The organism is Xanthomonas campestris pv. asclepiadis, assembly GCF_020784175.1.
Taxonomy (GTDB): Bacteria; Pseudomonadota; Gammaproteobacteria; order Xanthomonadales; family Xanthomonadaceae; genus Xanthomonas; species Xanthomonas campestris_D.
In genome coordinates, this window is the sequence record NZ_JAJGQM010000013.1 from 1 (window position 1) to 19,645 (window position 19,645).

The following is a 19,645-nucleotide window of genomic DNA, read 5'->3' on the forward strand; positions in this document are numbered from 1 at the left end:
CCATCGCGGGACACGCTGCAAGTACGTCCTTGTAAGCTCTTACGCGGCATCCATGCCGCGTAAGGTCCCGCGACGGTAGGCGGGCAAGGACCAGTCGAGACGGTCGGTGTGCGCAGTTACAAGCAAGGCATGGCTTTCGCTGTTCGAATCACGTTGCGTCCGATCAGTTCCCCGCGCAAGCCGAGCAACAGGCAGGCTTTCGACACGAAATATGGAAATGTCTCGTCTGCCGCTGCAAGCCGAGCGAAACGCTTTCAATAAAGCAGCCGACTAACTTCCTGGTGCGGTGTCCTCGCCGGTTGCGGGACCGTGTGGCGGCAGGGATGCCGCCATCGAGCCCCCAGGGACGGGTTCACGGCGTGTCCCGCAAGCGGTGAGGGCACCGCGCCCTCGACTTACCGAGCTTTTGATTCAAGCATCCGGTCGCGACTAACTGATGCCCTGGGTCCATGTATCCGTTGCTTTACGCGCTGCGTCCCGATGAGGCCTGGGCACTGCGGACAGAGCACTTGCAGCGCGGCTGATCCGCGGGCTGGTCGCAGGGGCCTCGCCCGCTCCAACGGCTGCATCACCTGATGTCGTGAGAGACACCTACCCTCGGGCAGGCGCACGGCGACAGGCCGGGTAGGTGGCCGCGTCGATGGCGTTTGTTAAGCTCCGGGGCTTGTGTCCAGATAAGGCCCGAACAGATGACTGCATCCCCCGCCGCACGCCGCCCGGGCCTGCCCCTGCATTGGAAGATGGGCATTGGCTTCGCCGTCGGTCTGCTGCTGGGTCTGGCCGTCTACTACCTGGCCGGCAGCGATGCCGACTGGGTGCGCGTGGTCACCAAGTACGTCACCACCCCGTTCTCGCAGATCTTCCTCAATCTGATCTTCATGCTGATCGTGCCGTTGCTGTTTTCGGCATTGGTGATGGGCATTTCCGAAATGGGCGACATCCGCGCGCTCGGGCGGGTGGGGTGGCGCACCCTGGGCTACACCATCGTGCTCTCCGGCGTGGCCGTGTTGCTGGGGCTGGTGTTGGTGAATGTGCTCAAGCCTGGCGCGGGCGTGGATCCGCAACTGGCCAACCAGTTGATCCAGCAGAACGCCGAGCGCACCCGCGAGATCATCTCCAGCTCCGGCACCCAGCCGCAGGGCATGGACATGCTGTTGTCGATCGTGCCCAGCAACGTGATCGCGGCAGCGTCCAGCAACGGCGCGATCCTGTCGCTGATGTTCTTTGCGGTGATGTTCGGCGTGGGCATGGTGCTGACCGCCGACGAAAAAGTGGCCACGCTTAAGCTCGGCATCGAGGGCATCTTCGAAATCTCGATGACCCTGATCGGCTTGGTGATCCGGCTGGCGCCGTATGCGGTGGCCTGTTTCATGTTCAATCTGGCCGCGCTGTTCGGCTTCGATCTGTTGATCCGCCTGGGCGCGTATGTGGGCGTGGTGGTGCTGGCGCTGGGCCTGCACATGGTGGTCAGCTACGGGCTGGCGGTGAAGTTCGCCGGGCGTTCGCCGATTGGCTTCTTCCGGCAGACCCAGGAGGCCACGATGATGGCCTTCTCCACCGCCTCCAGTAACGCCACCCTGCCGACTGCGCTGCGCGTGGCCGACGAGATGGGCCTGCCGCCGCGGGTGTCGCGCTTCGTGCTGACCGTGGGCGCCACCGCCAACCAGAACGGCACCGCGTTGTTCGAAGGGGTGACGGTGATCTTCCTGGCACAGTTCTTCAACGTGGACTTGAGCCTCGGCCAGCAGTTCATGGTGATGCTGGTCTGCATCCTGGGTGGCATCGGCACTGCCGGCGTGCCGTCCGGCTCGCTGCCGGTGGTGGCGCTGATCTGCGCGATGGTCGGGGTCAACCCGGTCGGCATCGGCATGATCCTGGGCGTCAATCACTTCCTGGATATGTGCCGGACGGCGCTGAACGTGACCGGCGATCTGGCGCTGACGACCCTGGTTGCCAAGGGCGAGGAATAGGGAATCGGGAATCGGGAATGGGTAAAGCGGGCTGTTGCGATCGGTACGTGTAATGGGAGGTCATGCCGCACCGGGGCAAGGTTGCGGTGCGAGCAGCGATAGCGGTCAACCTGCAACACTGCATCCGATTCCCCATTCCCAATTCTCCATTCCCGACTCGCCATCCCCCTAACGCGCTCTGTGGGAGAATAAGTGTCTCCGCTTCCAGCGGTGTTCCCCTCCGCTTCCATAGACGCCCATGACCCAGCCCACCCGCCGCCAGCTGGCCAACGCCATCCGTTTTCTCGCCGCCGATGCGGTCGAAGCCGCCAAATCCGGCCATCCCGGCATGCCGATGGGCATGGCCGATATCGCCGAAGTGCTGTGGAACGATTTCTTCCGGCACAACCCGCACAACCCGCAGTGGTTCAACCGCGACCGTTTCGTGCTGTCCAACGGCCACGGCTCGATGCTGCAGTACGCGCTGCTGCACCTGTCCGGCTACGACCTGCCGATCGAGCAGCTCAAGCAGTTCCGTCAGCTGCATAGCAAGACCGCCGGCCACCCCGAGCGCAGCGAAACTCCCGGCGTGGAGACCACCACCGGCCCGCTCGGGCAGGGCTTCGCCAATGCGGTCGGGTTCGCGCTGGCTGAGAAGTTGCTGGCGCAGCGCTACAACCGCCCGGAGCTGGAAATCGTCGACCACCGTACCTGGGTGTTCATGGGCGATGGCTGCATGATGGAAGGCATTTCGCATGAAGCCGCCTCGCTGGCCGGCACCTGGGGCCTGGGCAAGCTGGTTGCATTCTGGGACAACAACCAGATCTCCATCGACGGCAACACCGCCGGCTGGTTCAGCGACAACACCCCGGAGCGTTTCGAGGCTTACGGCTGGCATGTGGTCCGCGATGTGGACGGACATGACGCCGAGAAGATCAAGGCCGCCATTGAGACCGCGCTGGACAATACCGACAAGCCCACGCTGATCTGCTGCCGCACCAAGATCGGCTTCGGCGCACCGAGCAAGGCCGGCAAGGAATCCTCGCATGGCGCACCGCTGGGCAAGGAAGAACTCGAGGGCGCACGCAAGGCGCTGGAATGGCCGTACGGCCCGTTCGAGATTCCCGAGGAGATCTATGCTGGCTGGCGCGCCAACGGCACCGGCACGCTGCGTCAGGCCGAGTGGGAGCAACTGTTCGACAAGTACGGCAAGCAGTATTCGGCCGAAGCCGCCGAGTTGACCCGTCGTTCGCACGCTGAACTGCCGGCCGACTTCATTGCCCAGGCCGATGCCTACATCGCCAAGGCGCAGCAGGACGGCCAGACCATTGCCTCGCGCAAGGCCTCGCAACTGGCGATTGAAGCATTCGCACCGTTGTTGCCGGAATTGATCGGCGGCTCGGCCGATCTGGCGCATTCCAACCTGACCTTGTGGAAGGCCAGCAAGTCGGTGGCCACCGATGACCCGAATGCCAACTACGTCTATTACGGCGTGCGCGAGTTCGGCATGACCGCCATCGCCAACGGCCTGGCGCTGCATGGCGGCTTCATTCCGTTCGACGCCACCTTCCTGGTGTTCAGCGATTACGCCCGCAACGGCGTGCGCATGAGCGCGCTGAATCCGGCCCATGCCATCCACGTGTACACGCACGACTCGATCGGCCTGGGCGAAGACGGCCCGACCCATCAGCCGGTGGAGCACCTGGCCTCACTGCGCTACATCCCCAACAACGATGTGTGGCGCCCGGGCGATGCGGTGGAATCGGCGGTGAGCTGGAAGGCCGCCATCACCCGCAAGGACGGCCCGAGCTGCCTGGTGTTCAGCCGCCAGAACCTGCAGCACCAGCCGCGCAGCGACGAGCAGCTCAAGCTGATCGAACGCGGTGGTTATGTGCTGGCCGAGGCCGAAGGCGGCGTGCCGGACGTGATCCTGATCGCCACCGGGTCGGAGGTCGGGTTGGCGGTGGAAGCCAAGCAGACCCTGGACGCGGCCGGTTTGAAGACGCGCGTGGTGTCGATGCCGTCGACCGATGTGTTCGATCGCCAGGATGCGGCCTATCGCGAGTCGGTGCTGCCGAATGCGGTACGCAAGCGCGTGGCGGTGGAAGCGGGCGTGACCGGCTTCTGGCGCAAGTACGTGGGCCTGGATGGCGATGTGGTCGGTATCGACACCTTCGGCGCCTCGGCACCGGCGGATCAGCTGTACGCGTACTTCAAGATCACTGCCGAGCATGTGGTTGCGGCGGCCAAGGCGCTGTAAGGCCTTGCGTATTGCCTAAAGAAAGCCGGCGAAAGCCGGCTTTTTTTGTGGGGCTCGTGCGCGAAGGGGGGGCATCGTGCAACGGACCCATTGCACGCGTCAGTGCGCGTCGTCGGCCAGCGCTGATGCGCGGATCCTTGTCAGCGCCTGTAACTGCGCATCCCGCATCGGCGGATTGGAATCGTGCCCGGTGCGTGGCAGCACAGGGATGCCTGCTGGGCAGACAGTCCATCGAAACAGGCCCTGCTGCTCTTCTTGGGAACGACGGGATCCGGCCTGCGCTGAATTGGGTGGATCGAGTCGGCGAACGACGGAATACGTTGTGCAGATCGATCTGCAGGTCCATGCCCAGGTAGCGCTCGCTTGAGTCAAGCGAATGCTAAAAAAATGTCAATCCGCTATTTAAAATGTGAATCATTCCCATTAAATGGTGCGCTGCCGGTGGTAAGGCACACGTTTCCTCCCCTTGTTGCCGGCGCGGCGTCTTCGCAGCGCGTGGTCTGATCTGTCTGCGTTGGAGTCCCCGATGATCCGTAGTACCGAATTGCGTCTTGCTTCCGTGGGCGCGCGCCGCCATGTCCTGCCGCGCGCGCTGCTGGCCGCGCTGGCCGAGACGCCCGCTGCCGCACCCGATGCCGAGGTCACCACCCTGGACCGGCTGATCGTGCAGGGCGAGCAGGCCAAGGGCTATACGGTGGAGAAGACCACCGCCGGCACGCGCATGGATCTGTCGCTGCGGGAGATTCCGCAGTCGGTCACCGTGATCACCCGCGACCGCATGGACGACCAGAACCTGCAGAGCATCACCGACGTGCTCAACAACGTCACCGGCATCTCGGTGGCGCAGAGCGACAGCGAGCGGCTGGAGTTCTACGCACGCGGCTTCTACATCGACAACTACCAGTTCGACGGCATCCCGGCCTACATGGAGCAGGCCTGGAGCTACGGTGACTCGGCGCTGGACGTGGCGCTGTACGACCGCGTCGAAGTGGTGCGTGGCGCCACCGGCCTGCTCACCGGCTCGGGCAATCCGTCAGCCTCGATCAACCTGGTGCGCAAGCATGCGCTCAGCCGCGACTTCACCGGCACCGTGTCGGTGGGTGGCGGCGATTTCAACAAGACCCGCAGCGTGGCCGATGTCACCGTGCCGCTCAGCCCCAGCGGCAACGTGCGCGCACGGGTGATCGGCGTGTACCAGGACGGCGAGTCGGACATGGACCGCTACGGCCTGCGCAAGAAGATCGGCTCGGCGATCATCGATGCCGACCTCACCGACAGCACCTTGCTGAGCGTGGGCTACGAGTACCAGAAGAAGGAATCGAACGATGTCACCTGGGGCGGCTTCCCGCTGTTCTACAGCGATGGCACCCGCACCAACTATGATCGTTCGTTCAACCCGGCGGCCGACTGGACGTTCTGGGACACGCGTCTGCAGCGCACCTTTGCCAGCCTGCAGCAGAGCTTCGACAACGGTTGGACCCTCAAGGCCAATCTGAGCCACGAGAAGACCGAAGCGGCCAATCACATGTTCTATCCGTTCTATACGATCTTCGGCTTCGACCGCGCCACCGGTGGCGGCGTGGTGCCGTATTCGGGCAACTACCTGACCGAGCGCAAGGCCGATGGCGCCGACGTCTATGCGGAAGGCCCGTTCCAGCTGTTCGGCCGCGAGCATCATCTGGTTGCCGGCGCTAGCTACAACCGCCGCGAGTACGTCAATAACGGCACATTCGATTTCCCTGCGCCGCTGGACAGCTACTTCGGCTGGACCGGCGCGTACCCGGAGCCCAACTGGAGCCCGCGCACGGTGCAGAGCGACGGCACCATCAAGCAGAAGGCTGCCTATGTGGCTGCACGCTTCTCGCTGGCCGATCCGCTGACGCTGCTGGTGGGTGCGCGCTATACCGATTGGCAGATCGATGGCCGCAACTTCGATTCGACCACGCAACGCCTTGTGCCGTTTTCCGACACCCAGACTGAAGTCACCCCGTACGCCGGCCTGGTCTACGACATCAACGATGTGTGGTCGACCTACGTCAGCTATACCGAAATCTTCAATCCGCAGACCCTGCGCGACGCCAATGGCGGCTACCTGGACCCGTTGAGCGGCAAGGGCTACGAGGCCGGCGTCAAGGCCGCGTGGTTCGACGACAAGCTCAACGCCTCGCTGGCGGTGTTCCGCATCGAGCAGGACAACCTGGGCGTGGCCACCGGCGGCTTCGTCCCCGGTAGCAGCGAGTCGGCGTATGAGGCCGCCAACGGCGTGGTCAGCGAAGGCTTCGATTTCGAGGTGTCCGGGCGGGTCACCGAGGGCTGGAACACCACCTTCGGCGCCTCGCACTACACCGCCCGCGACGACAGCGGCACCTCGATCAATACGCATCTGCCGCGCACCACCCTCAAGCTGTTCAACAGCTACACCCCGCAAGGTGCGTGGAGCGATCTGACCGTGGGTGGTGGCGTCAACTGGCAGAACCGCTCGTACTATGTGGACCCGGTCTACGGCGCCTTTCAGCAGAGTGCTTACGCACTGGTCAGCGCGTTTGCGCGCTATCGTCTGTCGCCGCAGTTCTCGGTGCAGCTCAACGTCGACAACCTGCTCGACAAGCGCTACTACGCGCAGTTCAACGGGGGTTATGGCGCATGGGGCGCATCGCGCAACGGCATGCTGACCTTCAACTACACGTTCTGATCGCAGACCGGGCCAGGCGTGATTTCAGCGCCTGGCCTGTTGTTGCAATGCTGCAGGCACCTTGCAAAAGGTACCTGTTTTTTTGTGTCTGCTGCCCCTCTGGGTGATCGTAGATCTGCTGGCTTGCCGCAATGCTTTAACGTCGTGCTTGTATCGGTTTGCTTCGGTGATACCAATGTGGCGCGCAAGCAACTGATGCTTTCCACCAATGTCGGCGCGTTGCAGAGAGACGTCTTGCCCGCACACACAAAAACGCGAAGACGTGTCGGCAATCGCATCGACGGTCAGGGCTACAGGGGTTCCAGATACGGCGCCATCACCTCTGCAACCCAGTCCATGAACGCGCGCACGCGTTGCGGCAGATGGCGACGCTGCGCGTAGAGCAGCGTGACCGGCATCGGTTCCGGCGCGATGGTGGCCAACACCTCGATCAAGGCGCCGCTGTCCAGGTGTGGCCGCAGCGGGCTGGCCGGCGCCTGGATGATGCCCAGGCCCGCCAATGCGGCAGCGAGATAGGCATCGCCGTTGTTGACCGTCACCGGGCCGCGCATTGGCAGCAGATGGTAGGCATGACCATCGTGGTATTCGAAGCCGGGCGAGCGCTGGCCCAGCGTCGGCACGTAATGCACCAGGTCGTGGTGTGCCAGATCGTCCAGGCACTGCGGCGTACCCCGTCGTGCGAGGTAGTCGGCACTGGCGCAGTTGAGGATGCGAAACGCGCCGAGCGGTCGTGCGACCAGGTTGGTGTCTTCGAGCGTGCCCACGCGCAACACGCAGTCGAAGCCTTCGCGCACCACATCCACGCGTCTGTCGGTACCGCTGATTTCTACTTCCAGCTGCGGGTGTTGCGCCAGGAACATGGGCAGCACGGGAATCACGAAATTGCGCGCGATCCCGGAGGACATGTCCACCCGCAGGCGGCCACGCAGCTGGCTGCGTTCGCGCTGAAACATGCTCTGCAACTCGTCCATGTCGTCGAGCAGGTCGCGGCTGCGCTGGTAGAACGCGTTGCCGTCACCGGTGAGCTGCACGCGGCGCGTCGTGCGATGCAGGAGCTGCGTGCCGAGCGAGGCCTCGAGCCGCTGCACGGCGGTGGAGACGCTGGCTTTGGGCAGGCCCAGCGTTTCGGCGGCGCGGGTGAAACTGCCAAGCTCGGCGACGCGCAGGAAGGCGCGCAGCGACTCCAGGGTGTCCATCGATTGGTCGAGGTTCTTGAACGGTGCAATCAGGTTGGACTGATTTATGCGGCGCGGCAAGCGCAATAGTCTTGGCACAGTCAGGCAATGTCACGCACGCCCCGCGGTCACGCACAGCTTTGTTGATCGCTCCACATCGCATCCCAACACGCACCGGAGTCCATCCATGTCGACCACCATACCGATCACCCTGATTACCGGCGGCAGCCGCGGCCTGGGCCGCAATGCCGCGCTTGCGCTCGCTGCAGACGGCAGCGACATCGTGCTGACCTACCGCAGCCAGGCGGATGAGGCGGCTGCGGTGGTCGCGCAGATCCACCAGCTCGGCCGCCGCGCGCACGCACTGCCGCTGGATGTTGCCGACGCCGAGTCGTTCGCGGCATTCGCCGCGCAGCTGAAGCAGGTTCTGGCCGGCTGGGATCGCACGCAGTTCGATGCGCTGGTCAATAACGCCGGCACCGGGTTGCATGCGGCCATCGCCGACACTACGCCGGCGCAGTTCGACGCCCTGGTCAACCTCCATCTCAAGGGGCCGTATTTCCTCACCCAGGCGCTGTTGCCGCTGATCGCCGATGGCGGGCGCATTCTCAATGTGTCCAGTGGCCTGGCACGCTTCGCGCTGCCCGGTGCATCGGCTTACGCGATGATGAAAGGCGGGGTGGAGGTGTTCACCCGCTATCTGGCCAAGGAACTGGGGGCGCGTGGCATTCGCGCCAATACGCTGGCGCCGGGTGCGATCGAAACGGACTTCAACGGCGGGACCGTACGCGATAACGCACAGGTCAACGCAATGGTGTCGTCGGTCACGGCGCTGGGACGGCCAGGACTGCCGGACGATATCGGGCCGGTGGTTGCTGCGTTACTTGCGCCGGGAACGGGGTGGATCAATGCGCAGCGCATCGAGGTATCGGGCGGGATGTTGATCTAAATGCGAAGGCCTGCGCATCAGGCGCAGGCCTATGTCTGCATCGCCACGTCGTGCATCACTGCAGGGGTTGATCGCCATGCAACACGGGATAGGGATTCAAGACCTCTCCCTTCCACCATTGTTTTTCCGGTCCCAAGCGATGGATCTCGAAGTGCAGATGCGGCGCGGCGGGATCGGCATTGCCGGTGCTGCCGACGTAGCCGATGATCTGGCCGCGCTTGATCGACTGCTTTTCCGCCAGGCCGTCGGCATAGCGCTCCAGGTGCGCATAGTAGTAGCAGTACGTCCCGGCCGGGTCGAACTGGTAGACGGTCAGGCCGCCGCGTTCGCTGTTGAACAGTTTCTCGACCGTACCGTCTGCCACCGCAATCACCGGCGTGCCGGTCGGCGCAAGAATATCGATGGCATCGTGTACGCGGCCTTCGCTGCGTGCGTCGGTAAAGGTGTTCTGCAGTTGGCCGCTACTGATGCCTTGCACCGGAATCAGCAGGCCGCTGCCTGAATTTGCAGCCTCAGGAGAGGCTGCAGACGCAGGCGCGGCTGGCGTGTCTGCAGCGGGCATCATCTCGGTGGATGGCGACGATGCGGCAACGGCTGGAGCGGCAACCGCTGGAGCCGCAGAAGGCACTGCCATTGCCGTCTCTGCCGCGTCGGGCTGCGCTGTCACCGCGGGTGCAGCTGCGGACGCCGGTGCCACCGCCGCCTGTGGTGCCTCGCGTTCCAGCCACCAATAGCCGGCTGCACCGAGCAAGACACCGAACACCAGCATCATCAGCAGTTTCATGCTTACTCCTGCATCACCACCGGCATGGACGGGCCCACCACGCTGGCCAGATTGACCACGTCCCAGTTGGTCAGGCGCACGCAACCATGCGATTCGGTCTTGCCGACATGGCCGGGCTCCGGCGTGCCGTGCAGGCCGTAATGCGGCTTGGACAGGTCAATCCACACGCGGCCGACCGGATTGTTCGGGCCAGAGGGCAGGGTGGCCTTCTGGTCGCCCTTCTTCGCGTCCCAGAACAGCTTGGGGTTGTACTTGAACACCGGATCGCGCGCGACGCCCAGCACCTTCCAGCGGCCGATCGGCAGTGGATCGTGCTTGCTGCCGGAGGACACCGGGAACTGCGCATACACCTTGCCGTCGGCATCGAATAGGCGCAGGGTCGACTCGGACTTGTCGACCACCAGCTTGGCCGGCTTGGCCAACGGCGGGACGCCGTCGATGTTCGGCACCTGGATCACGCCACCGGCCTTGTTCAAGTCCACGCCGGGGTTGAGTTGGCGCAGCAGCTCCGGATCGGCATGGAAACCTTCGCCCAGCGCCTCGTCGACCGAGGTATAGCCCAGCGACGTCAACTTGGCCTGTTCGGCTGGCCCCTTCGGAATCGGCAGGAACGGGCCGGCCACATCGGCAGCGGTGAGCGTGTATTGCACCAGCGCCGGCGTGCTGTCGGCCTGCAATGCCTGCCAGGTGGCGTCATCCAGCTCGCCGGTCACCTTGATCTTGTGCGCGGCCTGAAACCCCGACACCGCACGCTTCTGATTGGAGCCACGCTTGCCATCAATCTGTCCCGGCGAAAAATGTGCGCGATCCAGCAACACCTGCGCATGCAGATCCGAACGCGGGCCGGTTGGCGCAACGGTCGCAGCGGGAGTTGCTGCAGGCGCAGGTGTCGTGGCGGGCTGCGGCGCTTGCGCCAGTGCGGCCAGGGAGGTGCCCAGAGCAAGGGCGAGCAAGCAGGCGCGAGCGTAAATGCGTGGTGGCATGAGCAGGTCCGAAAGAGGCATGCGCGCACCTTGCCCGAGCCGCCTGCGTGGTCTGTGTGAAATGGCTGCACCAGGACTGACTGAAGACGCAGTTCCGATGCGAGTCAGAAGTGGATACCTGCTATCTCTTGTCCGCACAGCTGCCGGTTCGATGCGTCCGCCTGCTGCTGATGTTTCTATCCCGGCGACGGAGTGCGTCGCGCACGACGCAGCAATCGATCGCCTGGGTGTCAGTCAGGCGATCGATTTGAAGCAGTGCATACCCGGTCCCTGCAGCGGCAGACATCGCGCCGCAGCTATCTGCAGGTCAGCCGTCAGTAGGTATAGCCCAAGGTCAGCATGTACACCCGCCCGGTCTGCACATAGGCACCGTCGGCACCGGGGTCGTAGGCCATGTAGCGCTTGGACCTGCCCTGGGTTTCGTAGAACGTGGCAGCATTGAGCAGGTTCTTGGCCGACACACCGACGTCGACATGGTGCGGCAGATGATAGGTCGCAGTGAAGTCCAGCGATTTGACCGGTTGCAGATAATAGTTGAGCCGGTCGCTGGTCAGACCAAGCAATTGCAGGCCGGTGTAGTTGTAGCTCAGGTCGGTGCGCAGATGCGTATCGTCGTAGAACATATCCAGGTTGTAGATGCGCTCGGGTGCACGCGGCAGCCAGGTCTTTTCCGGTTGATCGCTGCGTTTGCTGTCTGCTTGGCTGTGTTGCAGCGTGAGGTTGGCGGTGACGCCGACGTTGCTCCACAGGCCCGGCAAATCCTGCAGGCGCTTGCTCGCTGCCAGCTCCAGTCCATAGAGCGTTGCGGTGCCGCCGTTCTGCGGCATGGTCACCGGCACGCCATTTTCGAAGGTGGTGCCGGTCGGTACCAGCCCGCCCAACGTATTGTCGTTGCTGGTCGCCGATTGCGAGGTGTAGATGAAGCCGGTGATGCGCTTGTAATAGGTCGATGCACTGAGTACGCCACCGCTGTGATCGTAGAACTCGGCGGAGAGATCGGCGTTGTCGGCCTTGCTCGGATGCAGATCGGGATTGGGCTTGGAGATGCCAACCACCTGCTGGGTATCGTCGATGGTGTACACCGTCTCGCCGGAAATCAGGCCGAACGCCGGGCGGCTGAAACTGCGCCGCAATGACGCGCGGTACACGGTGAGATCGTCCGGCCGATAGTTGATGCTGATGCCCGGCAGCACTTGCCCATAGGTGCTGCCGGTGCCGACGAAGCTGCCGGTGCTGCCATCGCCGCTGGATTGCCAGGATTGGGCCGAATAGCGTGTCAGCTCGTAGCGCACGCCGGGCAGCACGCTCACCGAGCCGACATGCAGCGCGGCCATTGCATAACCGGAATAGATCGCCTCGGTGCTGGAGGTGGTGTTGGCGTTGTAGTCGTTGGCGGTATAGACACCTGCGCCGTTGGGATCGTTGACATATTTGTATGGCAGCGCCTGCGCAAGCATCCAGTTGCGGTCCAGCAGTTTGAACGGGCCGCCGTAGCGGCCGTCGAACGCGTTGTAGGTGACGCGGCCCGGGATCGCGCTCAGCGGCGGCCCGCCGGCGGTGGGGAACGCGTAATTTGGCCCGCCAAAATAAGGCCCGTTGGTGACGAAGTTGCCGTCCTTGTGGAAGAACGGGTGATCGTAGGCGCCGCGATCGGAGTGGTCTGCAGACAGGCCGAGCTTGACGCTGTCCAGCACATCGCCATCGACCTGGTAGGTGATATCGGTGTGCGCGTTGACGCGGTTGTCGTGACTGCCGGCGTCATGCCCCTGCACCTTCCACAGCAACGACGAATCCAGGTTGTAGAAGAAGTCCTGCAGGCCAGACGAGCTTGGCGCGATGCTGGGATAGCGAGGGTTGCCAAGGTCGAAGGCGAAGCTGCCGGGCGTAAAGCCATACAAACTCGCCGACACGTAGTCCGGGCGGCTGCGGGTGCCACGGCCGACCGAGCCGCCGTAGTCGAAGCGCAAGCGCTCCAGCGTGGTCTGGCCTCCCAATTGCAGCGTCGCCAGCTTCTCGTCGATATCGTGCGTGTTGAAATAACCGCCACGCACGGCGGTGGGCTGGTTGCGATAGGTTTCCAGGCGCGCGCTGGACTGGTCCTGTTGTCCGGTAACGCCGTAGCTGCCGTAGATGGCACGCGCATACAGCGCGCTATTGTCGCCTTGCCAATCGAGTGAGAGGTTGCCGCCGTAGCGTTCGATCTGGCTGGTGTAGAGGCTGTACTTGTAGCGGGTGCTGATCAACGGCCCGACATCGCGCAGGTCGGTTGCAGTGGCCAATGCAGGATCGGCCGGCACGTACTTGCTGTTGGGCGCCGGAGCCTGCGCCATATTGTTGTTCCTGCCGTAATACGCCGATGCGTAGAGGCCGAAGGCATGGCCATCGCCGAACTTCCAGGCCAGCTCCTGCTGGAAGGTGCCGCCGCTGTCCTTGCCGCCCAGCTCCGAGGCCAGCGCATTGAACTGGCCCTGCGCGGTGCTCTTGGCGTAGACATCCTGGCCGAAGTCGAAGGCATTGGGCGTGCGCATGTCGATCGCGCCGCCGATCGAATCGCCGGGCATGTCGGGTGTGGGGGATTTGGACACCTGCACCGACTGGATGCCGAACGGCGCCAGCATGTTCAACGAGATCGCACGGGTCGACGAATCGGTTTCCGGCATGCCGAAGCCGTTGAGCGTGTAGGCGTTGTAGCTGGCGTCCATGCCGCGAATGCTGACGTAGGCGTTTTCGCCGGTGGTGGCCTGGCCCAGATGCATGTCGCTGTATGCGGACAGGCCCGGCATGTGCGACACGACATCGGCGATGCCGCCCGAGGGGATCGCATCAATCTGCTGCTTGCTCATCACGCTGTTGACGCTGCTGGACAGGCGCTGCTCGTTGAGCGATCCCGGCGTGGCGGCGTGCTTGGCCTGCACGTTCACCGAATCCAGCGTGGTGGTGCCGGGCTCCGGCGTCTCGGCAAACGCCGGCGCGGACAGCGCCAGCGCGATGGCGCAGGTCAGGCGATGGATGGTGCGGGGGTGCTGCATGCAGTTGGCTCGCGTGGTTGGAGAACGTGGGGTGCCCGGCCCTCGTGATGCGGGTGCGGGTGTGCAACACCGACGCCTTCCATTGCGACAGGTCTGTGTGTGGTGCGGAGATTGCGACGACGGCAGTGACCCCGATTCAATGCGCGAGGTCGACGCCCTTGCAGTGCGCCTGCGCCAGTTGCGGATTGCAGCGTGCGACCGCAGCGCCATCGAAACGCACCACGTAACCGTTGCCGGCCGGCTCATGTGCGGGGAAGTCGGTGCTGAGCAACTGCGCGCCGCTGGCCAGCATGCGGTCGCGGCGGGTGGTGTCGTGTCGCAGCGCTTCCTTCAGGTCTGCGTCGGTCCGTGTGCGCACCAGATAGCCGGCTTTCACCAATTGGGTGATCGTCTCGGCGGGACCATCGTTGAGTTCGGTGAACGCGGCGTCGTCTTGGCCAGGCACGGCATTGGTGAAGCACACGCGTCCGCGCAGCGACGGATGCCCGGGCAGGTAGCTGGCACCAGCCGCACGTTGGTCGAGCAGGAACACCACCTTGCCGCGTGCCTGGTCCAACGACGGCCAGCCATGCGCACGCACCGCGGCGTTGAGCGTGGCTGCGTTGCCACGGACCTGATCGGGGCTGAGATACTCGCCGGGTCGAAACACCGAGCGCAGTTCGGCATCCAATGCATCCATTGCCTCCGGATCGAACGGCTCCGGCTGCACGGTCGGGAAGGCCAGTTGCACCGGCGCCTGCTTGGTTTCCAGCAGGATGAAGATCGGCACATGCCCGGGGTGCTGCGTCGACCACGCGCGCACTTCCTGCAGGCACGCGAGCAACGGCTGGCAGGTGCTGCGCTGGTCCACATCCTGCACATGCATGACCTTGAAGCCGGGCTTGTCCATCACCCCGGCAGGAGCGCCGGACGCTGCGGGTGGCAAGCCGGCCTTGGCGAGCTGCGCGACAATGGCCGGGTGCGCGTAGCGACCACCGTTGGCATCGGCGAAGACATCCAGTTCGATTTGTCGGACGCCATCGTCCAGTTGTTGGGTCAGCGGCGGATGGCGGTAATCCAGTACCGCGAACAGCTCTGGACTCAGTCGTTGCAGCAGTGTCGCTTCGCTAGGAGCGAAGCCGGCGTGGTAGCTGTTGTGGCTGCCGATATATTGCAGATCGGTGAGGCGGGGCGCGGCATGCGCGGTCACGCCGGCCATCAGCAGCAAGCCAAGACATGCAGCGTTGCGTATGTTGCTTCGCTTCGCGCGCGACGGTTTCGCTCTGCGGTCATCGCCTGGATTCACAGCCGAAACAACAAATAAGCAGCGCATGCAGCCAGGCCGGAAAGAAGGTGGTCGCCATCATCCCGGCCAAATTTGACGCAAGGCTTTCCGCCGTATTGCTGTCGTGCGTCACAGTGCGAAAAACGCGCCATGGCATCGCTTCTCGCGACACGGATGGTTCAGTGCACTGCGGTTTTCCGCAAGGCGTATGCCAGTAGCCGTGCCTGCACGCGCTCGGCAATGCTGCGTGGCGCATCCAATGCCATCCGCTGCAGAGCGGCGGCATCGTTTGCATCGCCGCTCTCGCGTGACAGCAAAGCGCGGTAGATGGTCGTCAGCTTGGCGCTGTTGCCCGCAGTTGCGCGTTTGAGCCAGGTCAGGGCGCGCAGCAGGCGCTGCTCGACCTCGCTGAAGTCGCTGCCGAGCGGGTAGTCGGGCAGGCTGCCATCGCGACGGTACGGCGCCAGCGCCTGTTCCAGTGCTTGCGGCGTGTTGCATTGCGCACGCGCAGGCAGTGCAGGGTCGCCACGTAGCTTGCGCGATGCCTTGGCGGTTGCCAGTAATGCGTCCTGGAAGCGTGCATCGCAGATGCCGGCCATCGCCAGCACGCAATCCTGATCGGTCTGATGGCGCAGGTCGGCGATGCCGTACTCGGTGATGTACAGATCGCGCAGATGGCGCGGGATGGTGGTATGCCCGTAGTTCCAGCGCACGTTGCTCGCTGCATGTGCACCGGCATCGCGCGTGGCCCGCAGCATCAACGCGCTGCGCGCCTGCGGCAGGGCATGTGCCATCGCCACGAAGTTGTACTGGCCGCCGACGCCGGAAACCACACGGCCATCTTCCAGCCCGTCGGACACCGCCGCGCCGAGCGCGGTGGCCATCATGCAGGAGTTGAAGAAGCGCGCATCGCGGCGTTGCAGGCGCTCCAGCGTTTCGTTGCCGCCATATAGCTGGTTGATCTCGCTGATGCGGCGCATGCCGATGGCATCGCGCGTGTCCGCATCCAGGTCGCGCAGCCAGTGGTAGAAATCCGGCGAGCCGAGATAGAACGCACCATGCAGAAACTCGCCTTCGCGTGCCAGGCGCGCGTGATCGGCCGCGTCGGCGCTACCGTCGGCGATGCGCTGCATCAGCGGCAGATCGTCGTGCACCTTGCGGCGGATCACACCACTGTCCACCAGCTGCTTGAAACCTTCATTGAGCATTTCGCTGCAGCCATACAGGCCGATCTCGAACGGTGCCAGGCCACCGCTGGCGCGCACGGCAGGGTGCTGTTCCAGTTCCGGGTCCAGCGCATGCAGCACGCGCCGATAAGTGGCGTTGTCGGTGTGTCGCAAGACCAATGCATGGCTCAGTGCATCGGCCAGGGTGCCGATGCCGATCTGCAAGGTGCCGCCATCGCGGACCAGCGTGCTGGCATACAGACCGATGGCGTAGTCGACTGTCGTCACCGGTTGCCGCGGCAAGCCGAACAGGCGCGGCGACGGACCGGGAATGTCGATGACCAGGTCGAAGAACGCCTCCTCCACCGTCGCGGTGCCACCGATCCACGGCAGTTGCGTGTCCACTTCCGCCACCAGCATGGGGCGCGGCAAGCCGAGTGCCTGCACCGCATCCAGCGTGTCCTGGGTGATGTCGTTGTTGCACGACAACGACAGCCGCGTGCCGCCCGGTTCGCGCGCCACCTTCTGCACGATCAGGTTCGGCGCGCGCTGCGCCACTGCCGCGGCAGCGTGGGTGTAGTTGAGGCTGGTGTAGTCGGCCTGCGCCTGGGTGGAGTGCAGCAGCCCGCCGGACTGCATGTAGAACTCTTCCACCTGCACATGCGCCGGCAGCGCATCGCGCAGCATGTCATCGACGTAGGCAAGGCGCGGGAAATCCTCACCGAAATGGTGCGCAATAAAGGGTGCCGCAAAGCGCGCCTCCAGCCCCGCGCCCGGCTTGGGCGGGTTGAGCGACAACGCCGTGTACAGCGCCAGTGGCCGCGTCGGCGTGTGCTTGAGCTGCGCATATAGCGCGTTCAACAACCGGTGCGGCTTGCCGATGCCCAGCGGCGCGCCGACACGCAGTGGTCCGTCGAGACGTTGCAGGATGTGTGCAACAGCGCTGGGCAGGTCGGTCAGGTGTTCAGTCATCGGTGCAGGGTAGCCGAGGCGATGGCGGGGTGGTTACCCGGATCGTCGACGAGGCCGGGTTGATGCATCCGTTCCCGCAAGGCGGTTGAGACGGACTTGACACGCCAAAGTTTTACACGCGTAATCGATAAAAATTACGGACGTAATCGCATGCCGATCAGTGAAGCCGAAGCGGTGGTGATGCAGGTGCTCTGGGATGCGGCGCCACGTAGCGCCGACGACGTGGTCGCTGCGCTGGCAGGGCACAGCGACTGGGCCGAGCCGACCGTGAAAACCTTGCTCAACCGCCTGCTTGGCAAGGGCGCCATCCGCGCGGTCAAACAAGGGCGACGCTATCTCTACTCGCCGGTGCTGGTGCGCGAGCAGTGGGTGCAGCAGCAGAGCGAGGGATTGCTGCAACGCCTGTTCGGTGGGCGGGTGGCGCCACTGGTGGCGCACTTCAGCGAGCGCGGAAAACTCAGCGCATCCGACATCGCGGAACTGAAACAACTGATCAAGGAACTGGACGATGAACCCTGAGGCCTCGGTCTTGCTGTCGCGCGCAACGCTGTACATCAGCGCTGCGCTGCTGGTCTGTCTGCTCCTGCGTCGCCCACTGCGCAATTTGTTGGGTGCCGCCGCGGCGTATGCGATCTGGTCCTGCGTCCCGCTGGCCCTGGTGGCGGCCTTGTTGCCCGACCCGTCTCTCGGCGTCGCGGTGCCGGGGTTGCCGGCGCTGACTGCCATGTCGGCGCTCCCCAGCGCGCATGGCCAAGGTCAGGCGTGGGCAAGCTGGCTGGCGCGGTGGTGATGGCGATCGGAGTGTGGACGCGGCAACGGTCTTTCATGCGCAGCCTGGGCCCGTTGCACCGGCTTGACGACCGGCTCTGGTCGGCCACGCACGATGTCGGCCTTCCGGCATCGCTGGGACTCTGGTGTCCGCGCATCGTGGTACCGGCCGATTTCAGCGTGCGCTACAACGCCGATGAGCGTGCGCTGATCCTGGCGCACGAGCGCATGCATCTGCGGCGCGGCGATCTGCATGCCAATCTGCTGGCTGCGCTGATGCTCTGCGTCGGTTGGTTCAACCCGCTGATGCATCTGGGCTGGCGTGCGTTCCGGCTGGATCAGGAACTGGCCTGCGATGCGGCCGTGCTGGCGCAACATCCGGGCAAGCGCCGCAGTTACGCCACGGCCATGCTCAAGACCCAGCTTGGAGGCGACTTTACGCCGCTCGCCTGTCATTGGGCTGCATCGCATCCGTTGGCGCATCGGATCGCGGCGCTGCGCGGTTCCCCCATCGCTGCCGGGCGTGCGCGCTGGCGCGTAGCGATGGTCCTGCTGCTGGCGACGACGATCAGTACAGCCACCTGGGCGCTGCAGCCGGCGCGCATTGCGTTAGCGGCACAACCGGCGCTGGCAGCCGGCAACGCGGTGGATTTTTCTACGATGCAACCGCCGAGGTATCCGGCAGCCGCGGTCGACGGCGGTATCGAGGGCTTTGTCGAACTGCAGATTGAGGTCGACCCTGACGGCGTACCGCAGCACATCGCCGTCGTGCAGAGCACGCCGGCCGGTGTGTTCGATCAAGCGGTGCTGGAGGCAGCGCGCCAGTGGCGGCTGAAACCGGCGTCTGCACATGGCAAGGCGATTGCTTCCAAGGTGCGCGTACCGGTGAAGTTCGAACTGGATGCGCCGGAGCAAACGTCTGCGGCCGCCGATGCCGGCGCGGCGCGATCGGAGGCGCCAACGTCCATCCGCCTTGCTGGTTGTGCTTCAGCAGGCTGCGCAATGCAGGAGAGGCCGTGATGCGATTTACTCCGGTATGCGTTGCCGTCCTGGTGCTGTCGCTTGGCGCATGTGCAACGCAAGGCGTGCGGGAACAGCAGCGCAGCCAGCGCGAAGATTCGGTGGACCAGCGCATGCTGAGCGCGCAGTCGGGCGGTGACGGCGCCTCATCCATCCAGTCTTACACGCTGGCGCCGGCACAGCGTTTCCGGATGCCGCGCGCACTGCGCAGCGATGCGCCGGTGCTGCCGGCCGACTCGCCACGGCAGACCCTTCCGCCGACCACCGTATGCGCGCATGTGATCCTGGCCGCCGACGGCGCGGTGCAGCGCGTCGACCCCATGTCCGATCGCGACGAATGCGCGGCTGGTCTGCTGCCGGACAACGCCGATCTGCTGCAGGCGGTGCGTGCCACGGTGCAGCAATGGCGGTTCGTGCCGGCCGCACTGTGCACGTTTGCCGCCGGCGTGGCACAGCCGGCGGCGCTGGACGACTGCAGCGGCGCGATCAGCGAGGAACCGGTACCGGTGACGCTGTCGTTCGCGTTCACCTTCGAAGTACGGCAGGGCAAGGTCAGCGTGCGCACCGGCAAGGTGGCGCAATGAGCACGCGCATCGCTGCAATCAGAGCATTTCGGGTGCGAACAGGGCTGCAA

12 protein-coding genes and 1 pseudogene are annotated in these 19,645 nt (G+C 64.5%); 7 read left to right on the top strand and 6 right to left on the bottom strand.

All coding sequences use genetic code 11. The features are described from left to right. Positions 1 to 689: 689 nt before the first annotated feature. The 3 genes from LL972_RS08295 (at position 690) to fhuE (ending at position 6,901) form a co-directional block, all read left to right on the top strand. A complete protein-coding gene (locus LL972_RS08295; protein WP_228327184.1) occupies positions 690 to 1,970 on the top strand; it encodes a dicarboxylate/amino acid:cation symporter in 1,281 nt (426 codons plus the stop codon). Between the two features lie 238 nt (positions 1,971 to 2,208). Next, positions 2,209 to 4,209, top strand: coding sequence for a transketolase (gene tkt, locus LL972_RS08300; protein WP_228327185.1), 2,001 nt, complete (start codon positions 2,209 to 2,211; stop codon positions 4,207 to 4,209). Positions 4,210 to 4,735: 526 nt separating this feature from the next. Beyond that, complete coding sequence (gene fhuE, locus LL972_RS08305) at positions 4,736 to 6,901, top strand: ferric-rhodotorulic acid/ferric-coprogen receptor FhuE (protein WP_228327186.1); 2,166 nt, start codon at positions 4,736 to 4,738, stop codon at positions 6,899 to 6,901. A 290-nt stretch (positions 6,902 to 7,191) separates the two neighbouring features. Here the strand turns inward: fhuE and LL972_RS08310 are convergent, their stop codons facing one another. Next, positions 7,192 to 8,163: a LysR family transcriptional regulator gene (locus LL972_RS08310; protein WP_228327234.1), complete on the bottom strand. Its 972-nt coding sequence runs from the start codon at positions 8,161 to 8,163 to the stop codon at positions 7,192 to 7,194. 100 nt (positions 8,164 to 8,263) lie between these two features. Between LL972_RS08310 and LL972_RS08315 the strand changes: the two genes are divergently transcribed. Further along, positions 8,264 to 9,025 (top strand): SDR family NAD(P)-dependent oxidoreductase, encoded by a 762-nt coding sequence (locus tag LL972_RS08315; protein ID WP_228327187.1) that lies wholly within the window; start codon positions 8,264 to 8,266, stop codon positions 9,023 to 9,025. Between the two features lie 55 nt (positions 9,026 to 9,080). Here LL972_RS08315 and LL972_RS08320 read toward each other — a convergent pair whose 3' ends face one another. From LL972_RS08320 to LL972_RS08340, 5 genes are all read right to left on the bottom strand, one after another. After that, positions 9,081 to 9,809, bottom strand: a complete 729-nt coding sequence (locus LL972_RS08320) for a M23 family metallopeptidase (protein WP_228327188.1) — start codon at positions 9,807 to 9,809, stop codon at positions 9,081 to 9,083. A 2-nt stretch (positions 9,810 to 9,811) separates the two neighbouring features. Continuing rightward, on the bottom strand, positions 9,812 to 10,735 hold the full coding sequence (locus tag LL972_RS08325; protein ID WP_228327235.1) for a L,D-transpeptidase family protein: 924 nt from the start codon (positions 10,733 to 10,735) through the stop codon (positions 9,812 to 9,814). 371 nt (positions 10,736 to 11,106) lie between these two features. After that, the gene (locus tag LL972_RS08330; protein WP_228327189.1) at positions 11,107 to 13,821 is read right to left on the bottom strand and encodes a TonB-dependent receptor; all 2,715 of its coding nucleotides are present in this window, start codon (positions 13,819 to 13,821) and stop codon (positions 11,107 to 11,109) included. Between the two features lie 136 nt (positions 13,822 to 13,957). Further along, entirely contained in the window at positions 13,958 to 15,133 is a 1,176-nt protein-coding gene (locus tag LL972_RS08335; RefSeq protein ID WP_228327190.1) for a phosphatidylinositol-specific phospholipase C1-like protein, read from the bottom strand. 131 nt (positions 15,134 to 15,264) lie between these two features. Further along, entirely contained in the window at positions 15,265 to 17,223 is a 1,959-nt protein-coding gene (locus LL972_RS08340; protein ID WP_228327191.1) for an acetyl-CoA hydrolase/transferase C-terminal domain-containing protein, read from the bottom strand. A 150-nt stretch (positions 17,224 to 17,373) separates the two neighbouring features. Here LL972_RS08340 and LL972_RS08345 point away from each other — a divergent pair, with 150 nt between their 5' ends. The 3 genes and pseudogenes from LL972_RS08345 to LL972_RS08355 all read left to right on the top strand — a co-directional run bounded on the left by LL972_RS08345 (position 17,374) and on the right by LL972_RS08355 (position 19,595). Then, positions 17,374 to 17,742, top strand: coding sequence for a BlaI/MecI/CopY family transcriptional regulator (locus LL972_RS08345; RefSeq protein WP_228327192.1), 369 nt, complete (start codon positions 17,374 to 17,376; stop codon positions 17,740 to 17,742). After that, positions 17,732 to 19,011 (top strand): annotated as a pseudogene (locus tag LL972_RS08350) (TonB family protein). The gene LL972_RS08345 and the pseudogene LL972_RS08350 overlap by 11 nt, the downstream one beginning before the upstream one ends. After that, positions 19,011 to 19,595, top strand: coding sequence for a hypothetical protein (locus LL972_RS08355; RefSeq protein WP_228327236.1), 585 nt, complete (start codon positions 19,011 to 19,013; stop codon positions 19,593 to 19,595). The pseudogene LL972_RS08350 and the gene LL972_RS08355 overlap by 1 nt, the downstream one beginning before the upstream one ends. The last annotated feature ends 50 nt before the right edge of the window (positions 19,596 to 19,645 follow it).